Origin of the sequence: Paraburkholderia sp., assembly GCF_036488795.1 — a bacterium.
In the GTDB taxonomy this organism is placed as follows: Bacteria; Pseudomonadota; Gammaproteobacteria; order Burkholderiales; family Burkholderiaceae; genus Paraburkholderia.
Genome location: NZ_DASXHA010000119.1, coordinates 1 through 19,008, shown reverse-complemented (window position 1 = coordinate 19,008; position 19,008 = coordinate 1). Strand labels below are relative to the sequence as shown.

At 64.1% G+C, this 19,008-nt stretch carries 17 protein-coding genes and 2 pseudogenes; 15 read left to right on the top strand and 4 right to left on the bottom strand.

The genetic code is table 11. The annotated features are described in order from the left end of the window. Positions 1–118 (top strand): hypothetical protein (locus VGH41_RS26625; protein ID WP_414696676.1); only part of this gene is annotated, 118 nt, incomplete at its 5' end. A 101-nt stretch (positions 119–219) separates the two neighbouring features. Here the strand turns inward: VGH41_RS26625 and VGH41_RS17360 are convergent. Further along, entirely contained in the window at positions 220–978 is a 759-nt protein-coding gene (locus tag VGH41_RS17360; RefSeq protein ID WP_331598735.1) for a glycosyltransferase family 2 protein, read from the bottom strand. 245 nt (positions 979–1,223) lie between these two features. Here VGH41_RS17360 and msbA point away from each other — a divergent pair, with 245 nt between their 5' ends. From msbA to VGH41_RS17335, 5 genes are all read left to right on the top strand, one after another. Continuing rightward, the gene (gene msbA, locus VGH41_RS17355) at positions 1,224–3,020 is read left to right on the top strand and encodes a lipid A export permease/ATP-binding protein MsbA (RefSeq protein WP_331598734.1); all 1,797 of its coding nucleotides are present in this window, start codon (positions 1,224–1,226) and stop codon (positions 3,018–3,020) included. A 207-nt stretch (positions 3,021–3,227) separates the two neighbouring features. Continuing rightward, positions 3,228–4,301 carry a glycosyltransferase family 4 protein gene (locus VGH41_RS17350; protein ID WP_331598736.1) on the top strand — a complete coding sequence of 358 codons (1,074 nt, stop codon included), beginning with the start codon at positions 3,228–3,230 and terminating at the stop codon, positions 4,299–4,301. Positions 4,302–4,671: 370 nt separating this feature from the next. Beyond that, on the top strand, positions 4,672–5,799 hold the full coding sequence (locus VGH41_RS17345) for a glycosyltransferase family 9 protein (protein WP_331598733.1): 1,128 nt from the start codon (positions 4,672–4,674) through the stop codon (positions 5,797–5,799). Further along, positions 5,799–7,103, top strand: coding sequence for an O-antigen ligase family protein (locus tag VGH41_RS17340; RefSeq protein ID WP_331598732.1), 1,305 nt, complete (start codon positions 5,799–5,801; stop codon positions 7,101–7,103). The genes VGH41_RS17345 and VGH41_RS17340 overlap by 1 nt, the downstream gene beginning before the upstream one ends. A gap of 116 nt (positions 7,104–7,219) precedes the next feature. Beyond that, positions 7,220–8,497, top strand: a complete 1,278-nt coding sequence (locus VGH41_RS17335) for a glycosyltransferase (RefSeq protein WP_331598731.1) — start codon at positions 7,220–7,222, stop codon at positions 8,495–8,497. Between the two features lie 29 nt (positions 8,498–8,526). Here VGH41_RS17335 and VGH41_RS17330 read toward each other — a convergent pair whose 3' ends face one another. Both VGH41_RS17330 and VGH41_RS17325 read right to left on the bottom strand, forming a co-directional pair. Further along, positions 8,527–8,820 carry a hypothetical protein gene (locus tag VGH41_RS17330; RefSeq protein WP_331598730.1) on the bottom strand — a complete coding sequence of 98 codons (294 nt, stop codon included), beginning with the start codon at positions 8,818–8,820 and terminating at the stop codon, positions 8,527–8,529. A gap of 117 nt (positions 8,821–8,937) precedes the next feature. Then, positions 8,938–9,096 (bottom strand): hypothetical protein, encoded by a 159-nt coding sequence (locus VGH41_RS17325; protein WP_331598729.1) that lies wholly within the window; start codon positions 9,094–9,096, stop codon positions 8,938–8,940. Positions 9,097–9,612: 516 nt separating this feature from the next. Here VGH41_RS17325 and VGH41_RS17320 point away from each other — a divergent pair. From VGH41_RS17320 to trpS, 5 genes are all read left to right on the top strand, one after another. Further along, positions 9,613–10,536 (top strand): recombination-associated protein RdgC, encoded by a 924-nt coding sequence (locus VGH41_RS17320; protein WP_331598728.1) that lies wholly within the window; start codon positions 9,613–9,615, stop codon positions 10,534–10,536. A gap of 127 nt (positions 10,537–10,663) precedes the next feature. Beyond that, the gene (locus VGH41_RS17315; protein ID WP_331598727.1) at positions 10,664–12,076 is read left to right on the top strand and encodes a DUF308 domain-containing protein; all 1,413 of its coding nucleotides are present in this window, start codon (positions 10,664–10,666) and stop codon (positions 12,074–12,076) included. Between the two features lie 418 nt (positions 12,077–12,494). Further along, positions 12,495–13,400, top strand: a complete 906-nt coding sequence (locus VGH41_RS17310; protein WP_331598726.1) for a transglutaminase family protein — start codon at positions 12,495–12,497, stop codon at positions 13,398–13,400. A gap of 28 nt (positions 13,401–13,428) precedes the next feature. Continuing rightward, positions 13,429–14,259 (top strand): transglutaminase family protein, encoded by an 831-nt coding sequence (locus VGH41_RS17305; RefSeq protein ID WP_331598725.1) that lies wholly within the window; start codon positions 13,429–13,431, stop codon positions 14,257–14,259. A 235-nt stretch (positions 14,260–14,494) separates the two neighbouring features. Then, entirely contained in the window at positions 14,495–15,583 is a 1,089-nt protein-coding gene (gene trpS, locus VGH41_RS17300) for a tryptophan--tRNA ligase (protein WP_331598724.1), read from the top strand. 151 nt (positions 15,584–15,734) lie between these two features. Here trpS and VGH41_RS17295 read toward each other — a convergent pair whose 3' ends face one another. Continuing rightward, positions 15,735–16,202, bottom strand: a complete 468-nt coding sequence (locus VGH41_RS17295) for a VOC family protein (RefSeq protein ID WP_331598723.1) — start codon at positions 16,200–16,202, stop codon at positions 15,735–15,737. A 521-nt stretch (positions 16,203–16,723) separates the two neighbouring features. On the opposite strand from VGH41_RS17295, the pseudogene VGH41_RS17290 reads away from it, so the two are divergent. The 4 genes and pseudogenes from VGH41_RS17290 to VGH41_RS17275 all read left to right on the top strand — a co-directional run. Next, positions 16,724–16,912: pseudogene (locus VGH41_RS17290) on the top strand (PAS domain S-box protein); the annotation flags it as partial. A 67-nt stretch (positions 16,913–16,979) separates the two neighbouring features. Beyond that, a pseudogene (locus tag VGH41_RS17285) lies at positions 16,980–17,864 on the top strand (putative bifunctional diguanylate cyclase/phosphodiesterase); the annotation flags it as partial. Positions 17,865–18,355: 491 nt separating this feature from the next. Beyond that, positions 18,356–18,754 (top strand): hypothetical protein, encoded by a 399-nt coding sequence (locus VGH41_RS17280; protein ID WP_331598721.1) that lies wholly within the window; start codon positions 18,356–18,358, stop codon positions 18,752–18,754. A 26-nt stretch (positions 18,755–18,780) separates the two neighbouring features. Further along, the coding region (locus tag VGH41_RS17275; RefSeq protein ID WP_331598738.1) for a hypothetical protein at positions 18,781–19,008 on the top strand (228 nt) is incomplete at its 3' end.

Here is a 19,008-nt window from a genome sequence, read left to right as displayed (position 1 = left end):
CGAGAACGCGGAAGGCGAAGTGCGGCTGGGCGACGCCTGGCGCGTGAAGCCCACGGACGAGTTGCTCGCCGCCTTGCGTGGCGAGTTCGCGGGCAGTTCGATCGAGATCGTTTATTGACAGCGTGAAGCGATCATGCACCGCATCGCCGCGCGGTCGCGGTCGCTTCCGGGGTGGGGTCGCTTTTGGCTGGCGTGGCTGTCAAGCCCAGGCCGCTGTCCTCAGCTGCGCCGCGCTCCTAGCCGTTCCAGCTTGAGAAAGCGGTAATACACGGTCTCGGCATTGAACACGGCGATCATGAAGCCGGCCCGTCCGTCCAGAAAACCGCGCCGCAGTACATACGTGCGGAAAAATGCCCAGACACCGCGTCCTAACGCCTTGCCGAAGCTGCCGCCTTGGCCCGCTGCATGCCGCTGCTGCGCGCCCGCGGCGGAATACGCGTCGAGCTTGCGTAACACGGTCTCGAAGTCTTCGTACGAGTAGTGCATCAACTTGCCGGACAGCCGTTGCGCCGGCGTATTGAAAACGAGCCGCTCGTGCACCAGATCTTCGGAGAAGCGCGCGGCGCCGCGTTTGAACAGACGCGGAATCCAGTCCGGATACCAGCCGCTGTGATGAACCCAGTGGCCGCAAAAGCTCGACAACCGATCTACCGCGTACACGTCCGCGCCCGGTGCCGCGATTGCCGCGCGGATTGCCGCGGCGAGTTCCGGCGTGACGATTTCGTCGGCGTCGATGGAGAGGATCCAGTCGGTCGCGAGTGCATCGAGCGCGCGGTTTTTCTGCGGGCCGAAGCCGGGCCAGTCGGTCTGCTGCAACACGCGGGCATGGTGTGTCCGGGCAATCTCGACGGTGTTGTCGGTGCTGCCGCCGTCGATCACGACAATGTCGTCGGCAAACGCCACGGCGGCGAGACACTCGGCAAGCCGCGCCGCCGCGTTCCGGGTAATGATGGCAACGCCGAGGGTGGTTTCTTTCATGCCTGGAAAGCGAAGAGGGAGCAGGGTGGTCGGAAGCGTCGCGCAAGTATACACAGCAGGCCGGCCGTCACGCGCTTACCCCGTCGCCCGAGGCGCAAGCGTGTGACGCATGACGCGCGCGCCTTTCCGGTCGCATGGTTTTCACGCGCGAGTCGAAGCCACGCTCCGTACGCCCGACTGTTTACAATGTTGTATTTTGTGTTCGCCCACCGGGCGAACGCATTTTCGCCTTTCTAGAGGATTCCTTGAGCGCGAAACCCACGTTAAGCAAAACCCTCGGTGGTTCTGACGATGCGTCGTCGCCCGTCGTCGTCATGCGCCGCCTCTGGCCTTATCTGAAGCCGCTCCTGTGGGTACTGATCGGCGCGATCGTCGCCATGGCCGTCAGCTCGGCCACCGACGCCGGTATCCCGGCGCTGCTCAAGCCGCTGCTGGACAAGGGCTTCGGCGCGCATGCGAGCGACAAGGCGAAATGGGTGGTGCCGCTCGCGGTGATCGGCCTCGCTTTCGTGCGCGGCGTTTCCCAGTACGCCTCGGGCTACCTGCTCGCGTACGTGTCGAACAAGATCCTGCTCGATCTGCGGCTGAAAATGTTCGACCGGATGATCCACACGAACGTCGGCTTTTTCCAGCGCGAGACCGCGAGCACCGTCATCAACGCGATCGTCTTCGAGGTCAACCAGATCCTCAACGTGCTGCTGAGCGTGCTCGTCACGCTGGTGCGCGATTCGCTGACGGTGTTTTTCCTGCTGTGCTACCTGTTTTACCTGAACTGGAAGCTGACGCTGATCGTCGCCGTGTTGCTGCCGGCCATCGGCTGGCTGGTCGGCAAGATCAACCGCAGGCTGCGGCGCCTGAACCGCGAGCATCAGATGCTGACCAACCAGCTGTCGTACATCGTCGAAGAGACGGTGGGCGGCTATAAGGTCGTCAAGGTGCACAACGGCCAGAAGTACGAAATCGACCGCTTTACTGAAATGAGCCGCCGGCTGCGCGGCTATTCGATGCGCATGACGGTCTCCGGCGGCCTCGCACAACCGCTCACGCAATTCCTCGCGTCAATCGCGCTGGCGGTCGTCATCACCATCGCGGTGGTGCAATCGTCGTCGGATCAGACCACGGTGGGCGGTTTCGTGGCCTTCGTCACGTCGATGCTGCTGATCATCTCGCCGCTCAAGCATCTGATGGATGTGAATCAGCCGCTGCAGCGCGGCATGACGGCGGCGGAACTGATCTTCGGTCTGATCGACGAACCGGCCGAGCCGGAAGGTGGCGGCCGTCCGCTCGAACACGCCTCGGGCGAAGTCGAGTTCCGTGACGTCTCGTTCAACTACGGCGCGAACAGCACGCATGACCGGCCGACCCTCGACCGCGTGTCGTTCAAGGCGGCGCCTGGCGAGATGATCGCGCTGGCCGGTCCGTCGGGCAGCGGCAAGACCACCCTGGTCAACCTCTTGCCGCGCTTCTTCGATCCGACCGGCGGCGAGGTGCTGGTGGACGGCGTGCCGCTGCCGGAGTACGGCATTCACGCGCTGCGCAGCCAGATTGCGATGGTGAGCCAGGACGTCGTGCTGTTCAACGACACGATTGCGCACAACGTCGCGTATGGACAGCCGGCGGACGTCGAGAAGGTGAAGGCGGCGCTGCAGGCCGCTAACCTGTGGGATACCGTGCAGGCCATGCCGAACGGCGTCGAGACGCTGGTGGGCGACAACGGCTTGATGCTTTCGGGCGGCCAGCGCCAGCGCCTCGCGATTGCCCGTGCCATCTACAAGGACGCGCCTATCCTGATCCTCGACGAAGCAACCTCGGCGCTCGACTCGGAATCGGAGCGCCATGTGCAGGCCGCACTCGAAACGCTGATGAAGGGACGCACCACGCTCGTCATCGCGCACCGGTTGTCCACCATCGAGCGGGCCGATCGCATCCTCGTGCTGGAGGCGGGACGTATCGTCGAGCGCGGCAGCCACCGCGAACTGCTGGCGCAAGACGGCCTGTACGCGCATCTGCACCGCATCCAGTTCCAGCAGAACGCGGCGTAGACCTCGTAATGCGGTGTAATGCCCGGTGATGCGGCGACGCAACTTATACGCGTTCCGGCTGTGCTCTAATCCATCCCGCCCGTGTGCAATGCCGCCGGGCGAGCGTTGCCCGGTATGTGAGCTGAACGAGCGCTTGCTTACCGGATGATTACCCGGCCGCATTCCTTCTACGTTTGACACGGCGCGTCGAGCGCGCCCGTCTGCATGATGAAAATCGGACTCTCCAGTAATGCGCTGAAACACAGCGGCGGCCTCGAGCGCTATGCGATGGACCTGGTGCGCGGCTTCGCTGCCGCCGGCATCGAACTGGCGTTCTTTGCGCGCCGCTTCGATATGTCGGTGCCGGAAAGCCGTATGGTCGAAGGGCATCGTATCAACGTGTCGTTTCTGCCGGGCAAGCTGCGCGACCTGTGGTTTTCGTGGCGGCTGCGCCGGGCGCGCCGGGCGGCCAGGGTCGACGTACTGATTGGCTGCAACCGGGTCGATTCGTCCGAGATTGCGATTTGCGGTGGCACTCATCGCGGTTTTCTGCGCGCCACGCAACGCGCGCAAAAGCGTTCGGACACCTGGCAGATCGCCCTCGAGCGGCGCCAGTATGAACAATCGCAGGTCATCGTCGCGCATTCGCAGTTGATGCACGACGAACTGCGCGAACTGTATGGCGTCGAGGAAACGAAGATTCGCGTGTTGTACCCGCCTGTGGACGGCGCGCGTTTCACCCCGGTCGACGCCGTGCGCCGCGCGGAACTGCGACGCAAGTTCGGCTTTGCCGATCACGAGATCGTGCTGCTGTTTCCCTCAAGCAGCCACGAGCGCAAGGGTCTGCCTTTGATCGAAGCCGCGCTGCGCGATACGAGCTTGCCGGTGGTGCTCGCGGTCGCGGGGCGGCCGCCGGCGCGGACCTCGGAGCGGATTCGCTACATCGGCTACGTGAAAGACATCGAGGACGGCTACCGCGCGGCCGATTTCACGATCCTCGCATCGAAGTACGAGCCGTTCGGACTCGTCGGCGTCGAATCGGTGATGTGCGGCACGCCGGTGATCTTCCCGTCGAGCATCGGCTGCTGCGACGCGATCGCGGATCACGCGAAGTTCGTCTTCACGCCTGACGACGAGGCCGACCTGCGCGCGACACTCGCCCGGGCCGTAGAAGGGCGCCTTGCCGGGCCTGTCCCGCTGCAGTCGGAACTGGCCCGCCAAGCAGTGTTGTACGACGCCAGCGTGGCCGGCCATGTTGACGCGCTGCTGGCGTTAGCCGGGCGCATTCACGGCGCGAACTGAGTGTGCGGCGCAGCATCGAAATCGCCTGCAAGCGGCGTGGCGCAAGCCCGCGCGGCCCCGTCCGCGCTGCGGTCCGGACCTCTGCCCATGTTATAATTTTTGCTCATAAAAGCATGGGCCGCAGTCATGGGTCCGATCCGGGCCGACTTCTCAATTGTTTTCACGTGATTCCCAGTAGAGGCGCAGTCAGGCAGCGGATGCAGGCGTTCCGCAGTCACCGCGCCAGTCTTGCTGCGCGCGGCGACTTTGGTCACCGGGGTTCAAGTGATCGGCAAGAACACCGCTGGAGATTCTGCATGGGGAACCCGACCTCGAGCCGGCTGCCGGCGCACAGCCAGATCGCGGATGGGACAAACGTGCCGGTCACCCAATGAGCCGACTATCCGGGCGTATTCGCATCTTCGCGCGGGCTATTCCGAGGCTCGTGCTCAAGCCGTTGCGTCGCAAACCTGCGGCTGTGCAACGGATTCTGATTGCGCACCATCTGTTGCTTGGCGACACGTTGCTGCTCACACCCTTGCTCGCCAAGCTGCGGAACCGGTATCCGCAGGCGGAAATCGTACTCGCCTGCCCGAAAGCGATCGTGCCGCTGTACGAAGGCCGTCCTTTCGACGTCACGGCTCTGGCGTTTGACCCGCGTGCGCTTGCTAGTGTGAAGGAAGTGCTGGATTCCGGGCCGTACGATCTGGGCCTGGTGCTGGGCGACAACCGGCATAGCTGGCTCGCGCTGGCTGCCGGCTGCCGCTGGATCGTCGCGCACGCCGGTGACGTGCCGGCGTGGAAGAACTGGCCGATCAATCAGAGCGTGCCGTATCCGGGCGAGCCGGCTGCCTGGGCCGATCTGGCGGCGGAACTGGTCGAGGGGCCGGCGCCCCGTCCATACCGTGCGTCAGACTGGCCCGTGCCTGCGCCCGCTGCGCTGCCTGATGCCCATCTGCTCGCGCGGCCTTACGTGGTGCTGCATCCGGGCGCGAGTACCGAGGTCAAGCGCTGGCCCGACGCACGCTGGCGCGAACTGGCGCAGCGGGTCGAGGCACTCGGCTATCTGCCGGTCTGGAGCGGTGGACCGGGCGAAGCCGAACTGATTCTCGCCATCGACCCAGACCCGCATCATCCGAATCTGGCAGGGCGGCTGGGGCTCGGGGAGTTGTGGCATCTGTTCGCCGGCGCCCGCGCGGTGGTCTGCCCGGATACGGGCGTGGCGCATCTCGGCCGGCTGATCGGCGTGCCGACAGTCGCGCTGTTTGGTCCCGGCAACGCGCAGATTCATGGCGCGGGCCGGTATTGGCATGAAGTGCCGTTCGTGCCGGTCACGATCGCCGACATGCCTTGTCGCGATCAACCCTATATTTTCCGGCGCCGGCTCGACTGGGTTCGGCGCTGTGACCGTAACTCGACCACCTGTGTCGCCTGGAAGGGCGACCACGCCGATTGCATGGGGCGTCTTTCGGTCGACTCGGTCTTTAACGCATTGCAAAACGTTCTGGTGAAAGAGTAATGACGAACACGTTCGCGCGCCTGGAGCGCGTCTTGTGGGTTGCGTGTCCGGTTATCCTGTTTGCGGTGATGTTCGGGCACATGACGGCGATCGTGTTCAACGCGCTCGCGTTGCTCGCGCTCGGCACACTGGCTGCGGCAGGTTCGCCGCAGCGCCCGCCGCTATGGCGCTGGCCGCTCGTCCTGCCAATCGCCGGCTGGGCAATCTGGAGCCTGCTGTCGGTCGGGTGGTCGGCATATCCCACGGTCAGCCTGCATGCATGGTGCGATGAAGTGCTGTACCCGCTGGTGGCGTTCTGGGGCTTCTGGCTACTCGGCACCCGCACGCAACGGGCCGCGCCGTTCGCCCTCGTCACGTGGATTGCGTGCGTACTGCTCGCGTTGATGAGCGCGCGCTACTGGGGGCAGTTGCAGCCGCCGACGGCCAACACGTTCCCGCTGCATTTCTATAACCGTGTCGGGCATACGAGCACGCTCGCGGTGTTCGCCATGGCGCTCTTTGCGGGTCTCCTGTTGCGCCCGCGTTGGCGGTTGATCGGTGTGGCCGGTCTGGTGCTGTGTCTGTTCATCGGTCTCGCCACGCTCAATCGCTTCTTTTGGCCGGCCGCGGCGGCGACCCTGCTGGTGGCGTTGTTTCCGCTGTACCGGCGCCATGTGCTGCTGGCGCTGCTCGCGTTCGTCGTGGTCGGTGTGGCGGGGCTCGGCACGCTCGAATACAGCTCCCGTCTGCGTCTGGGCGACGCGGCGCCGGTGCAGGCGACGGCGGGCCACGATCTGTCGATCGACGGTCATGATCTGCTCGTGCCGCGGGCGTTTTCCAGCATCGGCGATACGGTGTCTTCCGATACACGTCCGAAGCTATGGGCGTTTTACACAATGGAAGCGGAAAAACATAAGTGGCTGGGCATAGGCTTTGGCAAGCCGCTGCCGGGCATGGTGTACCAGGCTCAGATGCCGAGGAGCCTGCTGGAGCTCGAACCTCAGGCTGCGACGCACGCACACAATCTGTTCATCAACACGTGGCTGCAGACGGGCGCAATCGGGGCGGTGTTGCAGACCGTGCTGCTGCTCGCGCTCGTGATCGCGTTCTGGCGTGAGCGGCGCGATGAACCCTGGTTGAGCGCGGCGGGTATCGCGCTGGTGGCAGGCATGATTGCGAAAAATACCACTGATGATTTTATGTGGCAGACCACCATGCTCGCATTCTGGTCGTTTGCGGGCCTTTTGCTAGGCGCCGCGCAGCAAAGATCCGCTGCGTTCGCGTCGCTATCCACGTTGCCGCGCATGTCGCGAGGTCGGCTCTGAGCGGGCTCACGCTCGCCCGCGTCGCGCTGCCCATGGGCGGCATGACCCGGCGCCGCACCGCGCGTCATTCAATCTCTCCGCTACACGTCGCAGTCAGGTCAGGATGCATTTAGCGCATGAAATACGAAAACCTCTACGATCGCACCGAGCCGGTTGAACCGCCGCGCCGCATCCTCTTTCACATCAGCCATTTCGGCAAGGGCGGCACCGAAACTTCGTTGCTGGCCTGGCTCAAGACGCTCGACCGGAAGCTCTTTGCGCCTGGTGTGTCGGTGTCCTATCCGACTGACGAACTGACGTTCTGGCGCGCGCATTCGCTGCCCGACGACGTGCCGGTTCACGTACTGGCGGCGTCGAAATGGATGAACGCGCTGCATGCGCGGCGCCGCCAGGGCAAACAGCGCGCGCACCTGAAGCTGCTGCACAAGGTGCTGACGTATTGCGTGATCCGCCCGCTTGCCGGGGTGCGCTTCCGGCAGGTCGCGCGTGAGTACGATCTGGTCTGCGACTTCGATTTTTCTCTGCGGCATCTGGCGGGCAGCGGCAATCTGCCGTGGTTCGGCGTCAGTCATTTCAGCCTCGCGACGCGTCTGGCCGACAAGAGCGCGCGCCATATCGCGCGGCGCGTGAAGCAGTACGGACGTTACAACGCGCTCGCCGTACTGACGCCCGACATGCTGCGTGAGGCGCGCGAACTCATTGCCGGGCAACGTCCGCATGTGGTCGAATTGCCGAACGTGATCGACGTGGATGCGCTGCGTGTCAAGGCGCGTGCGCCGATCGAGCGGCCGGCCGAAACGTTTATCGTCTCGGTGGCGCGGCTCGACGAGGGGCAAAAGGATCACAAGACCCTGTTGCGCGCGTTCGCTCAGGTGCGCGCGCAGCGGCTCAGTGCGGCCGATCTCGTACTGATCGGCGAGGGCAGCGACCAGGCGGCGCTCGAGCAACTGGCCGTCGAGCTCGGTATTCGTGCCTGCGTGCACTTTTTGGGCTTTTGCTCGAATCCGTTTCCGTATATCCGCCAGGCCGAAATGCTGGTCTTGAGCAGCCGCTATGAGGGCTTCGGCATGGTGCTCGGCGAGGCGATGGCGCTCGGCACGCCGGTGATTTCGACGGATTGCCCGACCGGCCCGCGTGATCTGCTGGACGGCGGCAAGGCGGGCCTGCTGGTGCCGCCCGGCGACGTGGACGAGATGGCGCGCGCCATCGAGCGCTTGCATACGGACACCGCGTTGCGCCGCACGCTGGTGCAGAACGCGCTCAAGAAGGTCGCGGGCTTTGCGCCGGAAAGCGCCAATCAGCGCATGTTGACGCTGGCGCTGCAGATTTCCGGCCGCGACGGTCCGTCCGCGATCGCATGGGACGAAAGCGTCTCAACCGTAGCCAGCCGATAGCCGCCGCGCGCGCTGCTTCGCCCGTCCGCTCACACACCCCCTGTCACGAGCCCGAGCACGGACAGGTCGGGGTGCGTGCCGTCGACGATGCTGCGTCCGGCATGCACCGCCTCATAGCGGGCGTCTTCGAGACTGGAAAACGACTCTTCGCCGTCTGCATGGAACGCCACCACGTGGCCGGGAATGGCCGGGTCGGCACCCGGATGGCACACATAGCCCAGATAGGTGTAGCGGGTCTCGCTGGGCAGCTTGGGGCGCGGCGATACGTGGATTTCGAAGCCCTCGTACTCGACCATCTGCCAGGCATGGGTGTCTTCGGACATGATTGTTCTCCATACTGGCCACCCGGGCCGGCTGCCGCAGCCGCAGCGGATGGACTGAGTGGCCTGAGCGCCGTTGCCGGGCGGCAGCGGTGCGGCGTTTTTTCCGGGTGCCGGCCGTCAGTGGCGATGCCGCATCCGGTCCCATAGCCGGTGGCCGTCCAGCCGGGTCTGCAGGCGTTCCGCCTGATGCTCGCGCCGGTTGTGCGTCCGCAGGAACATGATTACGACGCCAATCAGCGTCAATCCCACCACGATGCTGACCATTGACTCCGCCATGGCAGCCTCCATTCAGTTCGACTCCATGCCAAAAGTCTAGGTGATTTGGCCGAAAAGCGAATGGACTGGCGTGAGGTTTGCCTGCGCGCCGGATGATCTGGAACCGTCGGTGAAATGAGCACGGCAATGCAGGTGTTGCGAGGCGCGCTCGCATGATGCGGCCCTGTCGTCGGTTTCGGCGCCCCGATCCATCCGGCAGGGCGGCGCGAAATCGCCTCCGGGCGGCGCGCGTCCCAGGCGGAACATGCGAATGGCCGCCGGGCAGAGTAGGTTCGACAAACTCCGGCGACAGCGCGTGTCTGGCGTACGCCTCATCGCCGACATGCCGGAACGCGGCGCGGCGGTGCGTGAATATCGAATTCATTCGTCTGGGCAAAACCGTAGTCATGCTAACCATATCGAACTCGAACCGGGGCGCATGCCGCCCGGATGGTGTAGATGGCGGGTTCATGCCGCGATGTGATCGCTTGCCGGTGCGGCGTCGTATAGAATGATGCGCTTTGCCCGTACCCTCCCATGTGGTTCAAGAACCTTCAGCTTCATCGTCTTCCCGTTCCATGGACGGTTACTCCCGAGCAGATTGAAAAGTGGCTGGCGCCGCATGCGTTCCAGCCGGGCAGCAGCGTCGAGATGCAGACTCAGGGCTGGGCCTCGCCGCGCGATAACGACTCGCTCGTCTATTCGATCAACCGGCAAATGCTGCTCGTGTTTCGTGCTGAAAAGAAACTCTTGCCGGCCTCGGTCATCAATCAGGTGACCAAGGCGCGCGCGCTCGAGGTCGAAGAGCAGCAGGGTTTCAAGCTCGGCCGCAAACAGATGCGCGAACTCAAGGAGCAGGTCACCGACGAATTGCTGCCGCGCGCATTCAGCATTCGCCGCGACACGCGCGTGTGGATCGATACGGCGAACGGCTGGCTCGCGATCGACGCCGCATCGCAAGCGGTCGCCGACGATGTGCTCGGCCTGCTGGTCAAATCGATCGATCAATTGCCGCTCGTGAGCCTGCGCGTCGTGCAGTCGCCGGTCGCCGCAATGACGGAGTGGCTCCTGTCCGGCGAGGCGCCGGCCGGTTTCACGCTGGATCAGGACACCGAGCTGCGTTCGCCCGCGCAGGGCAACGCCACCGTGCGCTACGTGGGGCACGCGCTGGATGTCGACGACATGCGCCGTCACATCGAAGCGGGCAAGCAGTGCATGCGCCTCGCCATGACCTGGAACGACCGCGTTTCATTCGTACTGACGCCGTCGCTGACCATCAAGCGTCTGACGCCGCTCGACGTCATCACGGACGCGAGCGACCCCACCGCGCAAAACGACGACGAAATGTTCGATTCGGACATGACGCTGATGACAGGCGAGTTGGCGCGCATGTTGACCGATATCGTCGAAGCGCTGGGCGGCGAGCAGGGCGACGCGATGCTGCAGGCGGCGGCCGCCTGAATCGAAAGCCGGCGCGAGCCGCGCGCGTACTATATAAACATCAAAAGCGCGCCGCCGCGCGGTTCGCGTGGCTCGGCCCCGGTTAATACGCAGCACACAGCACGCAGCTGGCATCCGGAGGATAACGATGGTTCGCCTGGTGATGATCCTGTTGGGCGTCGAGTATCTGCGTACCCGCTGGCGCGCGCTGACCACGGCCGGATGGCTCAGTCTGGTGCTCGGTGTCATGGTGTTCGTCGACGCTCTGGATAACGCGCTGTACTTTCCCATCACGCCGTTCGCCTGCCTGCTGCTGCTCGAAGGCCTCGCCACGCTGGCGGTCGCCTGGACCGGCATGGGTGGCCAACGCACGCTGCGTTACGTGAAAGGGCTCGCGTTTTGCGTCGCGGCTGCGCTGATCCTGGCCGGCCATCATCACGGCAACTTCATTCTGTCGATGATCTTCGGCACGCTCTTTTTCGCCGACGGTCTGCTGCAAATCGTCTCGGCGCGCGTGGTGCGCTATCGGACCTGGCGCCTCGCGGTCGCAGGCGGTGTAGTCGAAATGGCGCTCGCCGTATTTTTCTACCAGCCGTTTCCGACTCATTACGTGGGCACCGTGCCGTATTGTCTCGGCCTCGGCCTGATGTTCGGCGGCTGGAACATGATCTTGCTGGCTTCGCGCGTGCGGCGCCTGTCGTCCAATCCTGGCGTCACGCCGGATGGCGCCGCGCAGGCCGCCGGCGCAACAGCCGCGCAGCAGCCGGCCGTGCCTGCAGCAGGCGTATGGGAGGGTCCGCCCGCGGCGCACGAAACTGCACTGACCGTGCATGTATGGACGCCGGTGGGGTCGTCGAAAGGGCAGGCGCGACGCCAGCCGATCATCGACCGTTACATCGCGGCGGTGGATCGCAACGGCGTGATCTCGACCGGCCATGCGGCGCTGGAGTCGCCGGAGGGCATCTACATCAGTTTGTATCCCGGCGTGGAGATCGAGCGTTCGCCGGACGAATTTTCCCGGTTGCTGCGCGCCACGCGCGAGAACGACGTGCCCGGCGTGTTCCAGCCCGATTACCTGACCGAGTCGAAGGCGTGGTGTCCGTCGACGGTGCAGGTGCGAATCCGCAACTACGATCCTGAGCGACTGCAGCGTTTCTGGGACACCTACCGGCGGGACACCACCTACAACCTGACCTATCGCAATTGTTCGAGCACGGTGTCGCGTGCGCTGGAAGCGGCTATCGAAGGCGCCTCGGCGCGCGTATGGGGCCATCACAAGGGCTGGCGGCCGTTCCTGCGCGTGATCACCACGCCCGAATTATGGGTCGCCGCGCAGGTGCGCAAACGCGCTGCGACGATGGCCTGGACGCCGGGGCTCACGCTCGACTACGCCCGCGCGCTGAGCATGCTGGCCGACCCGCGGCCCTCGGGCTGGGTGAAGATGGCGCGCCTCGCGCTGGGCAAAATGTATCGCTCGCGCCGGCAATGGGCGGAAGAGCAACGCGCGTCACCGCGTGTGCATGAAACCGGACAGACGGATGCAGCGGGCCGTGGCGTGTGACGAACCGGGCGCGTCAATGCGCGAATCTGCGAGCGCGTCCTGCTCCGTTTCCGCATCGCACGTCAAACGTCATCCGCATCAATCACTTACCTGCCTCGTCCGATAGTTATCAACAGCCTTCTGAACAGAATCTGTTGATAAGTACGCTGCCTCGCGAAGTCGCCGCATCAAGGCAGGGACCTCGGGCCGCGCTCTGCGCAACGTAATCGCACAAGCGGCACCCAATTGAGTGCTTTCAACCAATTTGAAGGGTGTATGCTGGGCCGCAGGATGTGTGCTGCATGGTCCGTTCAATTCCATTCCACTCCGCCTGATCATTTCAACCGCCCTGAAGCTGGACGCGGCGACCTAACGCCGGTGGCGTGCGCTGCCGTTCCTGCCGTGCGAAGCGTGGCGGCAGGTTTTCAGGGGCGAACACGTGACCACCGAGTCGATCCAGACGGCCAGCAAGACGGTCGAGCCGCAGCGTTTGACCGTGCGGCATGTGAGTGTCTACCGGTATTCGGAGCCGGTGCGCTTCGGCGAGCACCGCATGATGTTCCGGCCGCGCTCGGGCCACGATGTGCGGGTGGTCGCCACGTGCCTCGTGATTGCGCCGACGCCGGTACGGCTGCACTGGCTGCATGACGTGTTCGACAACTCGGTGGCCGTGGCGAGCTTTGCCGGTACGGCGGCGGAATTGAAGTTCGACAGTCAGGTGACGCTCGATCACTACGAATCGCCGTCACCCGACTATGCGCTCGAGCCCTATGCATCCACGTGGCCCATCGCATACACCAATGAAGAAGCGTCGGATCTCGTCAATGCGCGCAACCGGCAATACCCGGATGGTGAAGTCGATACATGGGCGCGCCGCTTCATCGCACTGCGCGGCGCCACCCACACGATGACGTTGCTGCGCGCCATGACGCAAGAGATCAAGAGCGGCTTTCGCTACGTGCGGCGCGAGGAGAAGGGCGTGTATCGTCCCGCCGATACCTTGCGTCAGCGCAGCGGCAGTTGCCGTGATTTTGCCGTGCTGATGATGGACGCGGTGCGCTCGCTCGGGCTCGCGGCGCGCTTTGTGAGCGGCTACATCTTCGTGCCGGATTTCGACACGACGCAAGGCGGCGGCTCCACCCACGCATGGCTGCAGATTTATCTGCCCGGCGCCGGCTGGGTCGATTTCGATCCGACCAACAGCATCGTCGGCAATCGTCACCTGATTCGCGTGGCGGTGGCCTGGAACTACTATCAGGCGCTGCCGCTATGGGGCACCTGGCACGGCGCGGCGCATTCGTTTCGCGGCCTGCAGGTCGATGTGCAGGTGAGTGAAGATGTCTGATGGACCTAAACGAAACAAGGGTGGTGCGATGAAATTGCGCGTGGGCTACGAACTGGTGTACGAGTGCGAACAAGCCACTCCGATGCTGCTGATGTTGAATACGCACTACTCCCGTGTTCAGGACGTGCTGGTCGCGGATGTGCTGAAGGTCGATCCGCCGGTCGCGATCACCCAGTATCGCGACGGCTTCGGCAATCTGTGCAGCCGCATCGTCGTGCCGCCCGGAAGGATTGCGCTGTCGACCACGGCGGTGCTCGAAATCTCCGCGGAACCGGAGACGATCGAGCCGAACGGCTACCAGCATCCGGTGGAAGAGTTGCCCAACGATACGCTGGTGTTCCTGCTCGGCAGCCGCTACTGCGAGACCGATCTGCTCTCCGATTTCGCCTGGCAGCAGTTCGGCAAAACGCCGCTGGGACGCCCGCGGGTCCAGGCCATCTGCGACTTCGTGCATCGTCATATTGTGTTTGGCTACGAGCATGCGAGGCCGACCAAGACCGCATGGCAGGCGTGGCATGAGCGTACCGGCGTGTGCCGAGATTTCGCTCACCTGGCGGTGGCCTTGTGCCGGGCGATGAACATCCCGGCGCGCTATTGCACCGGCTATATCAGCGACGTCGGCGTGCCGCCGCCGCACAGCGCGATGGATTTCGCCGCGTGGTTCGAAGCCTACCTCGGCGGCGCCTGGCAGACCTTCGACCCTCGCAATAACGTGCGGCGCACCGGCCGGGTGCTGATGGCGCGCGGCCGCGACGCCGCCGACGTGGCGTTGAGCAATACCTTCGGGCCGGCCAGGCTGATCCGCTTCGACGTACATTGCGCGCCGGAGGCGGAGTCGGCGGCCGCGCCGCTCGTTTGAGACGCACAGGCAGGCGGCGCCCGTGCGCGCCGTTGTCAGGTCGCGCGCAGCTGTGGCATCCTTGCGCGATGTGCACGATGAACCCTTCAACAATCCACGTCTGGTGGCGCTCCTGACCGAGCGGCGTCGTCACGTCTTCACTTCGACCATGCCCGCCGCGACACGGCTCACATGGTGCTGCATCCCCGGTTAGCCTGTCCTGCGGCGGTTCTTCAAGATTCTGAGAGCCCCGTTCATGCAAGACACGCGAGACATGCAAGACATCCAGCACACCCAATCTGGCCGGCCTGCGCAAGGCAGCGACACGTCCTCCCGCAAGATCGTCCTCACCGGTGACCGGCCCACTGGCGCACTTCACCTCGGCCACTATGTGGGTTCGCTAAAGACGCGACTGGCGTTGCAGGAGACGCATCAGCAGTACGTGCTGGTAGCGGATACCCAGGCGATGACCGACAACGCGGGCGACCCCGACAAGGTGCGCCGCAACGTGCTGGAAGTCGCGCTCGACTATCTGGCGGTCGGTATCGACCCGCACAAGACCACCATCGCCGTGCAGTCGGCGCTGCCGGCGCTGGCGGAGCTCACGCTGCTGTACATGAACTTCGTGACGGTCGCGCGCCTCGAGCGCAATCCGACCATCAAGGAAGAGATTCAGGCGCGCGGTTTCGGCCGCGACATTCCGGCCGGATTTCTGTGCTACCCGGTTGCGCAGGCCGCGGACATCACCGCGTTCAAGGCTCATTTCGTGCCGGTGGGCGAAGACCAGGCGCCGCTGATCGAGCAGACCAACGAGATCGTTCGCCGCATCAACCGGCAAGTCGGCGTGGAGGTTCTGCGCGAAGCGCAGGCGTTGATTCCGGAGATGGGGCGGCTGCCCGGCGTCGACGGCAAGGCGAAAATGAGCAAGTCGCAGGGCAATTCGATTCCGTTGTCGTCGTCGCCGGACGCGATCCGCGACGCAGTCAAGCGTATGTACACCGATCCGAATCATCTGCGCGCTTCGGACCCGGGCACGGTGGAAGGCAACGTCGTGTTCACCTATCTCGACGCCTTCGACCCGGACCGAGCCACGGTCGAGCGCCTGAAAGCGGAGTACCGCGCGGGCGGCCTCGGCGATATGGTGGTCAAGCGCCGTCTCGAAGAGCAGCTGCAGGCGCTGATTGCGCCCATGCGCGAGCGGCGCGAGCAACTCGCGAGAGATCCGGCATACGTGTTCGAGGTGATGCGCACCGGCACCCGGCGCGCGCAAGAGGTCACCCAGGGCACGCTGGACGAGGTGCGGCGGGCATTAGGCACGTTTTCTTTTGATGCGGTAACGCGTTGATCGATTTCGCCGTGCGGTTTCATGGCGGCGCGCATCGAAGGCGAAACCTGTCTTCTGCGACGCGCGCCGCAGATCAGACCGGCCTGCACATTGCAAGCCGATCAGGCACGTCAGACGCGCATGCGAGCACGGCCGGCCGCCCAGCCGCCCGCTACTGCCGCATGGCCCGCACCGCCGTCTGCATTTCCTCCGGCGTCACGTCGCGTTGATGTGTCGCCACCGACCAGCGATGGCCGAACGGGTCCTCAAGCTGCGCGTAGCGGTCGCCCCAGAACATGTCGGCGGCGGGCATCGTGAGGCGTGCACCGGCCGCGACGGCCTGTTCGACCACGGTATCGACATTGGGCACGTACAGGTGGATCGTCACCGGCGAGCCTTTCAGTGTGCGCGGTCCGGTCATCGCGCAGCCGGCCATTTCGTCGGCCAGCATCAGCGTGGAATCGCCAATCTTCAACGAAGCATGCATCACTTTGCCTTCCGGCCCGGGCAGGCGCACCTGCTCGACGGCCCCGAAGGCCGCGGTATAAAACCTGATCGCCTCGGCCGCACCGTCGCAAATCAGATGCGGAGTCAGCGAGTGCATCCCTTCGGGAATCGGTTTGACGGCGGATGTGGACATGACAGGGCTCCTCGAGTAAGGGGTTCACATAAGTGAGAGGCCAGCAGCCTCGCTGCAGGGCTTCATCACGACGACGCGTGAGCGGGCCCTGAATCGACACGCCGGCGGAAAAATTCCCGGCAGCGCCGCCGCACCGGATGGCGATAGGCGCTTGAAACGCCGGAGTACGGGTGTTTCCTGGGCGCGTCAATGGCCATTTGCAGCTGCCGTTGTGCTAATTTGACGCCGTTCGCAGTATCGACAGAGGGCCGCTTCGCGCAGGCCCCGATCACCCGGCCAAACGCATCACCCTGCGTACGAGGCGCCATCACAGCCTGAAAACGAACGAGTCAGCGAACTCGTCGCGAGGCCGTGTGCGATGGGCGCTACCCGCCTGAAGCCAGGCGGACATCATTCGAACAAGGCAATCGAGGGGAGAGGGCTATGACCGGGGCGCTACTTTGGCCGCTTGCCGCCACATTGGTGCGCTTGCCTGTGCACCGCGGCGTGCGCGGCACGCGCGTCGCGCTAAAGGGGGCGTGATGCAAGACGACCTCTCGACGCACACCCGCCTGCACGAGGCCGCATTCGCATGCGCGCCTTACGGTGCCTTCGTTTGCGCGCCGGACGGCAGCTTCGATTATGTGAACGCGGCCTTCGAACAATTGACCGGCTATCGCAGCGAGGAACTGGTCGGATGCCGCACGCTCCCCTCGCTGCTCGACCCGGCTGAACTTGCGCGCCGCCGCCCCGAACTGTTTGATGCCGCCGCACCCGGCATTGCGCCGCTCACCGCGCGCTACGAGCGCGGCGGGCGGCAATCTCGTGCGGCGTTTTTCGACGGCACTGGAAGGGCCGGCGGCGCGCCGCTTCAAGCTCGAAACCCTGTTGCGCGAGGCGCTCGATCGGCAGCAACTGCATCTGGTCTATCAGCCGCAGGTCACGCTCGCGACCGGCCGGATCGCACAAGTCGAGACCCTGTTGCGCTGGCGTCATCCAGAGCGCGGTCTGATTAGCCCGGCGGAATTCGTGCCGGTCGCGGAGGAGGCCGGGCTGATCGAGCGGATCGGGGAATGGGTGATTCGCACCGCGTGTCGCGACGCGGGGCGTCTGCTGCGCCTCACCGGCAGCCTGCCGCGTATCGCGGTGAACGTGTCGCCGCAGCAGTTCAGGCGGCAGAATCTGCTCGCCACGATCGAGAGCGCGTTGCATGACGCGGCGCTCGATCCGGCCTATCTGGAGGTGGAGATCACCGAAGGGGTTCTGCTGAACGACACCGAAGAGTCGTTGCAGACGTTGCATGCGTTGCGCAAGCTGGGCGTGGAGGTCGCAATCGACGATTTCGGCACCGGCTATTCCAGCCTCGCGTACCTGACGCGCTTTCCGCTGAACCGGCTGAAAATCGACCGCTCATTCGTGATCCGCATGACCTCGGACCCGCAGTGTGCCGCACTGGTGGGCGCCATCATCGCCATGGCGCACGCGCTGAAGCTGCGCGTGACGGCAGAGGGTGTCGAGACGCCGGAGCAGGCCGAGCGCCTGCGCGAACTGGGCTGTGACGAAGTCCAGGGTTTCTGGTTCGCGCGTCCGCTCAATGTGACCGCGTTGCGCAATCTGCTCGTGCCGCTGGGGCAGGGATCGGCGGCGGGCGTGCTCTCGTCGGGCGCTGCGCGAATCGCGTGAAAGTACCGGTGATCGCAGCATCAAGCTGTCTTTTTCTTGCAACCATCGGACCGACAATCTCATGAATTTACACAATCGGTGCAAGGTTTCGCCGGGCAAATGTCCGTAATCTAGCTTACGAACGCCCTCGTCAGTTGCCGGGGCGCGCTCGGCGCGCACTGTCAGCAGGGACGAGCAGCCCAAAAAACGCCGATTTGTACCGGAAGTGTCGCAGCAAAGGCTAGTCGGGTGACGTTTTTTGCCTGTTTTGTTGCCCGTCGCTTATGTGGTATCGTCTCGAAGTTTCTCGGATAACTCTGAAGTTTTGTCTGATTCGTCCTAGCGGTAGCTGGGAAACGTCATCATGGAAACGAGGTTTGCGTGACGTCGTCTGTAGGTTTTGTATCGGTCTGGTAAGAAAGATACATTAACCCGTATGCAAGTCAGGCAGGTCAGGTCGGTAGTATTCCGTTCTATACTCCCGATCGGGCTTTATCCTGGAGTCTTTTCATATGTCCCAGACGGTGCCCCTCGCGATCGACTCACTCCATGGATTCGAACTGACGGAGGACGGTCAGTACCTGATGGTGGAAAGTAATCAGCCGGATCGGATTGCTTTACACTGCTCGGTCATGCACACGTTGCTGGCTGCTGTATCGAATGCGATTGGCAAGTCGGAACGACTCCGTCAAAAGAAACATAGCGTGAAGTTTGCGATGCCCTGTGAAGCATGGGAAATCGGCAAAGGTGCGGGCGAGACGCCGCATCTGGTCATGACCTTCCGCCTGCCAGGTGGTGCCGAGTTGTCGTTTCAGGTGCCTCGCTCGCAAGCGCGCCATATGACGGAGGTGCTGGCGGTAGCAAGCGGGCTCGCGCCCGCCGGTGATGCTTCTGGCATCAGACTGCAGTAGACCCAAGAGACATCCCCATCCGCGCCGTGAGCCAGAATTTGGAAAAAAGCGGCGGCGGTTCCCATGTTGCATTGAATTCTTGTCGCTTATCCTGCATGAAGGTTCAAATACTATCGGCCCGCTGCGCCAGGGCGCTGACATTTATCGGCCTGAGCGCAACCGCAGCCTCGGCCTTTGCCACCGACGCGTTCGTGGTTCGCGACATCCGGCTCGAAGGCTTGCAACGCACCGAACCCAACACCGTTTTCTCGTAT

Bases quoted from the DNA above. Each gene is read 5' to 3' on its own strand.
- trpS (WP_331598724.1), top strand. From the start codon at position 14,495: ATGCAAGACACGCGAGACATGCAAGACATCCAGCACACCCAATCTGGC.
- VGH41_RS17345 (WP_331598733.1), top strand. From the start codon at position 4,672: ATGAGCCGACTATCCGGGCGTATTCGCATCTTCGCGCGGGCTATTCCG.
- VGH41_RS17340 (WP_331598732.1), top strand. From the start codon at position 5,799: ATGACGAACACGTTCGCGCGCCTGGAGCGCGTCTTGTGGGTTGCGTGT.
- VGH41_RS17305 (WP_331598725.1), top strand. From the start codon at position 13,429: ATGAAATTGCGCGTGGGCTACGAACTGGTGTACGAGTGCGAACAAGCC.
- VGH41_RS17330 (WP_331598730.1), bottom strand. From the start codon at position 8,820: ATGTCCGAAGACACCCATGCCTGGCAGATGGTCGAGTACGAGGGCTTC.
- VGH41_RS17325 (WP_331598729.1), bottom strand. From the start codon at position 9,096: ATGGCGGAGTCAATGGTCAGCATCGTGGTGGGATTGACGCTGATTGGC.
- VGH41_RS17280 (WP_331598721.1), top strand. From the start codon at position 18,356: ATGTCCCAGACGGTGCCCCTCGCGATCGACTCACTCCATGGATTCGAA.
- VGH41_RS17335 (WP_331598731.1), top strand. From the start codon at position 7,220: ATGAAATACGAAAACCTCTACGATCGCACCGAGCCGGTTGAACCGCCG.
- VGH41_RS17360 (WP_331598735.1), bottom strand. From the start codon at position 978: ATGAAAGAAACCACCCTCGGCGTTGCCATCATTACCCGGAACGCGGCG.
- VGH41_RS17350 (WP_331598736.1), top strand. From the start codon at position 3,228: ATGAAAATCGGACTCTCCAGTAATGCGCTGAAACACAGCGGCGGCCTC.
- VGH41_RS17295 (WP_331598723.1), bottom strand. From the start codon at position 16,202: ATGTCCACATCCGCCGTCAAACCGATTCCCGAAGGGATGCACTCGCTG.
- VGH41_RS17320 (WP_331598728.1), top strand. From the start codon at position 9,613: ATGTGGTTCAAGAACCTTCAGCTTCATCGTCTTCCCGTTCCATGGACG.
- VGH41_RS17315 (WP_331598727.1), top strand. From the start codon at position 10,664: ATGGTTCGCCTGGTGATGATCCTGTTGGGCGTCGAGTATCTGCGTACC.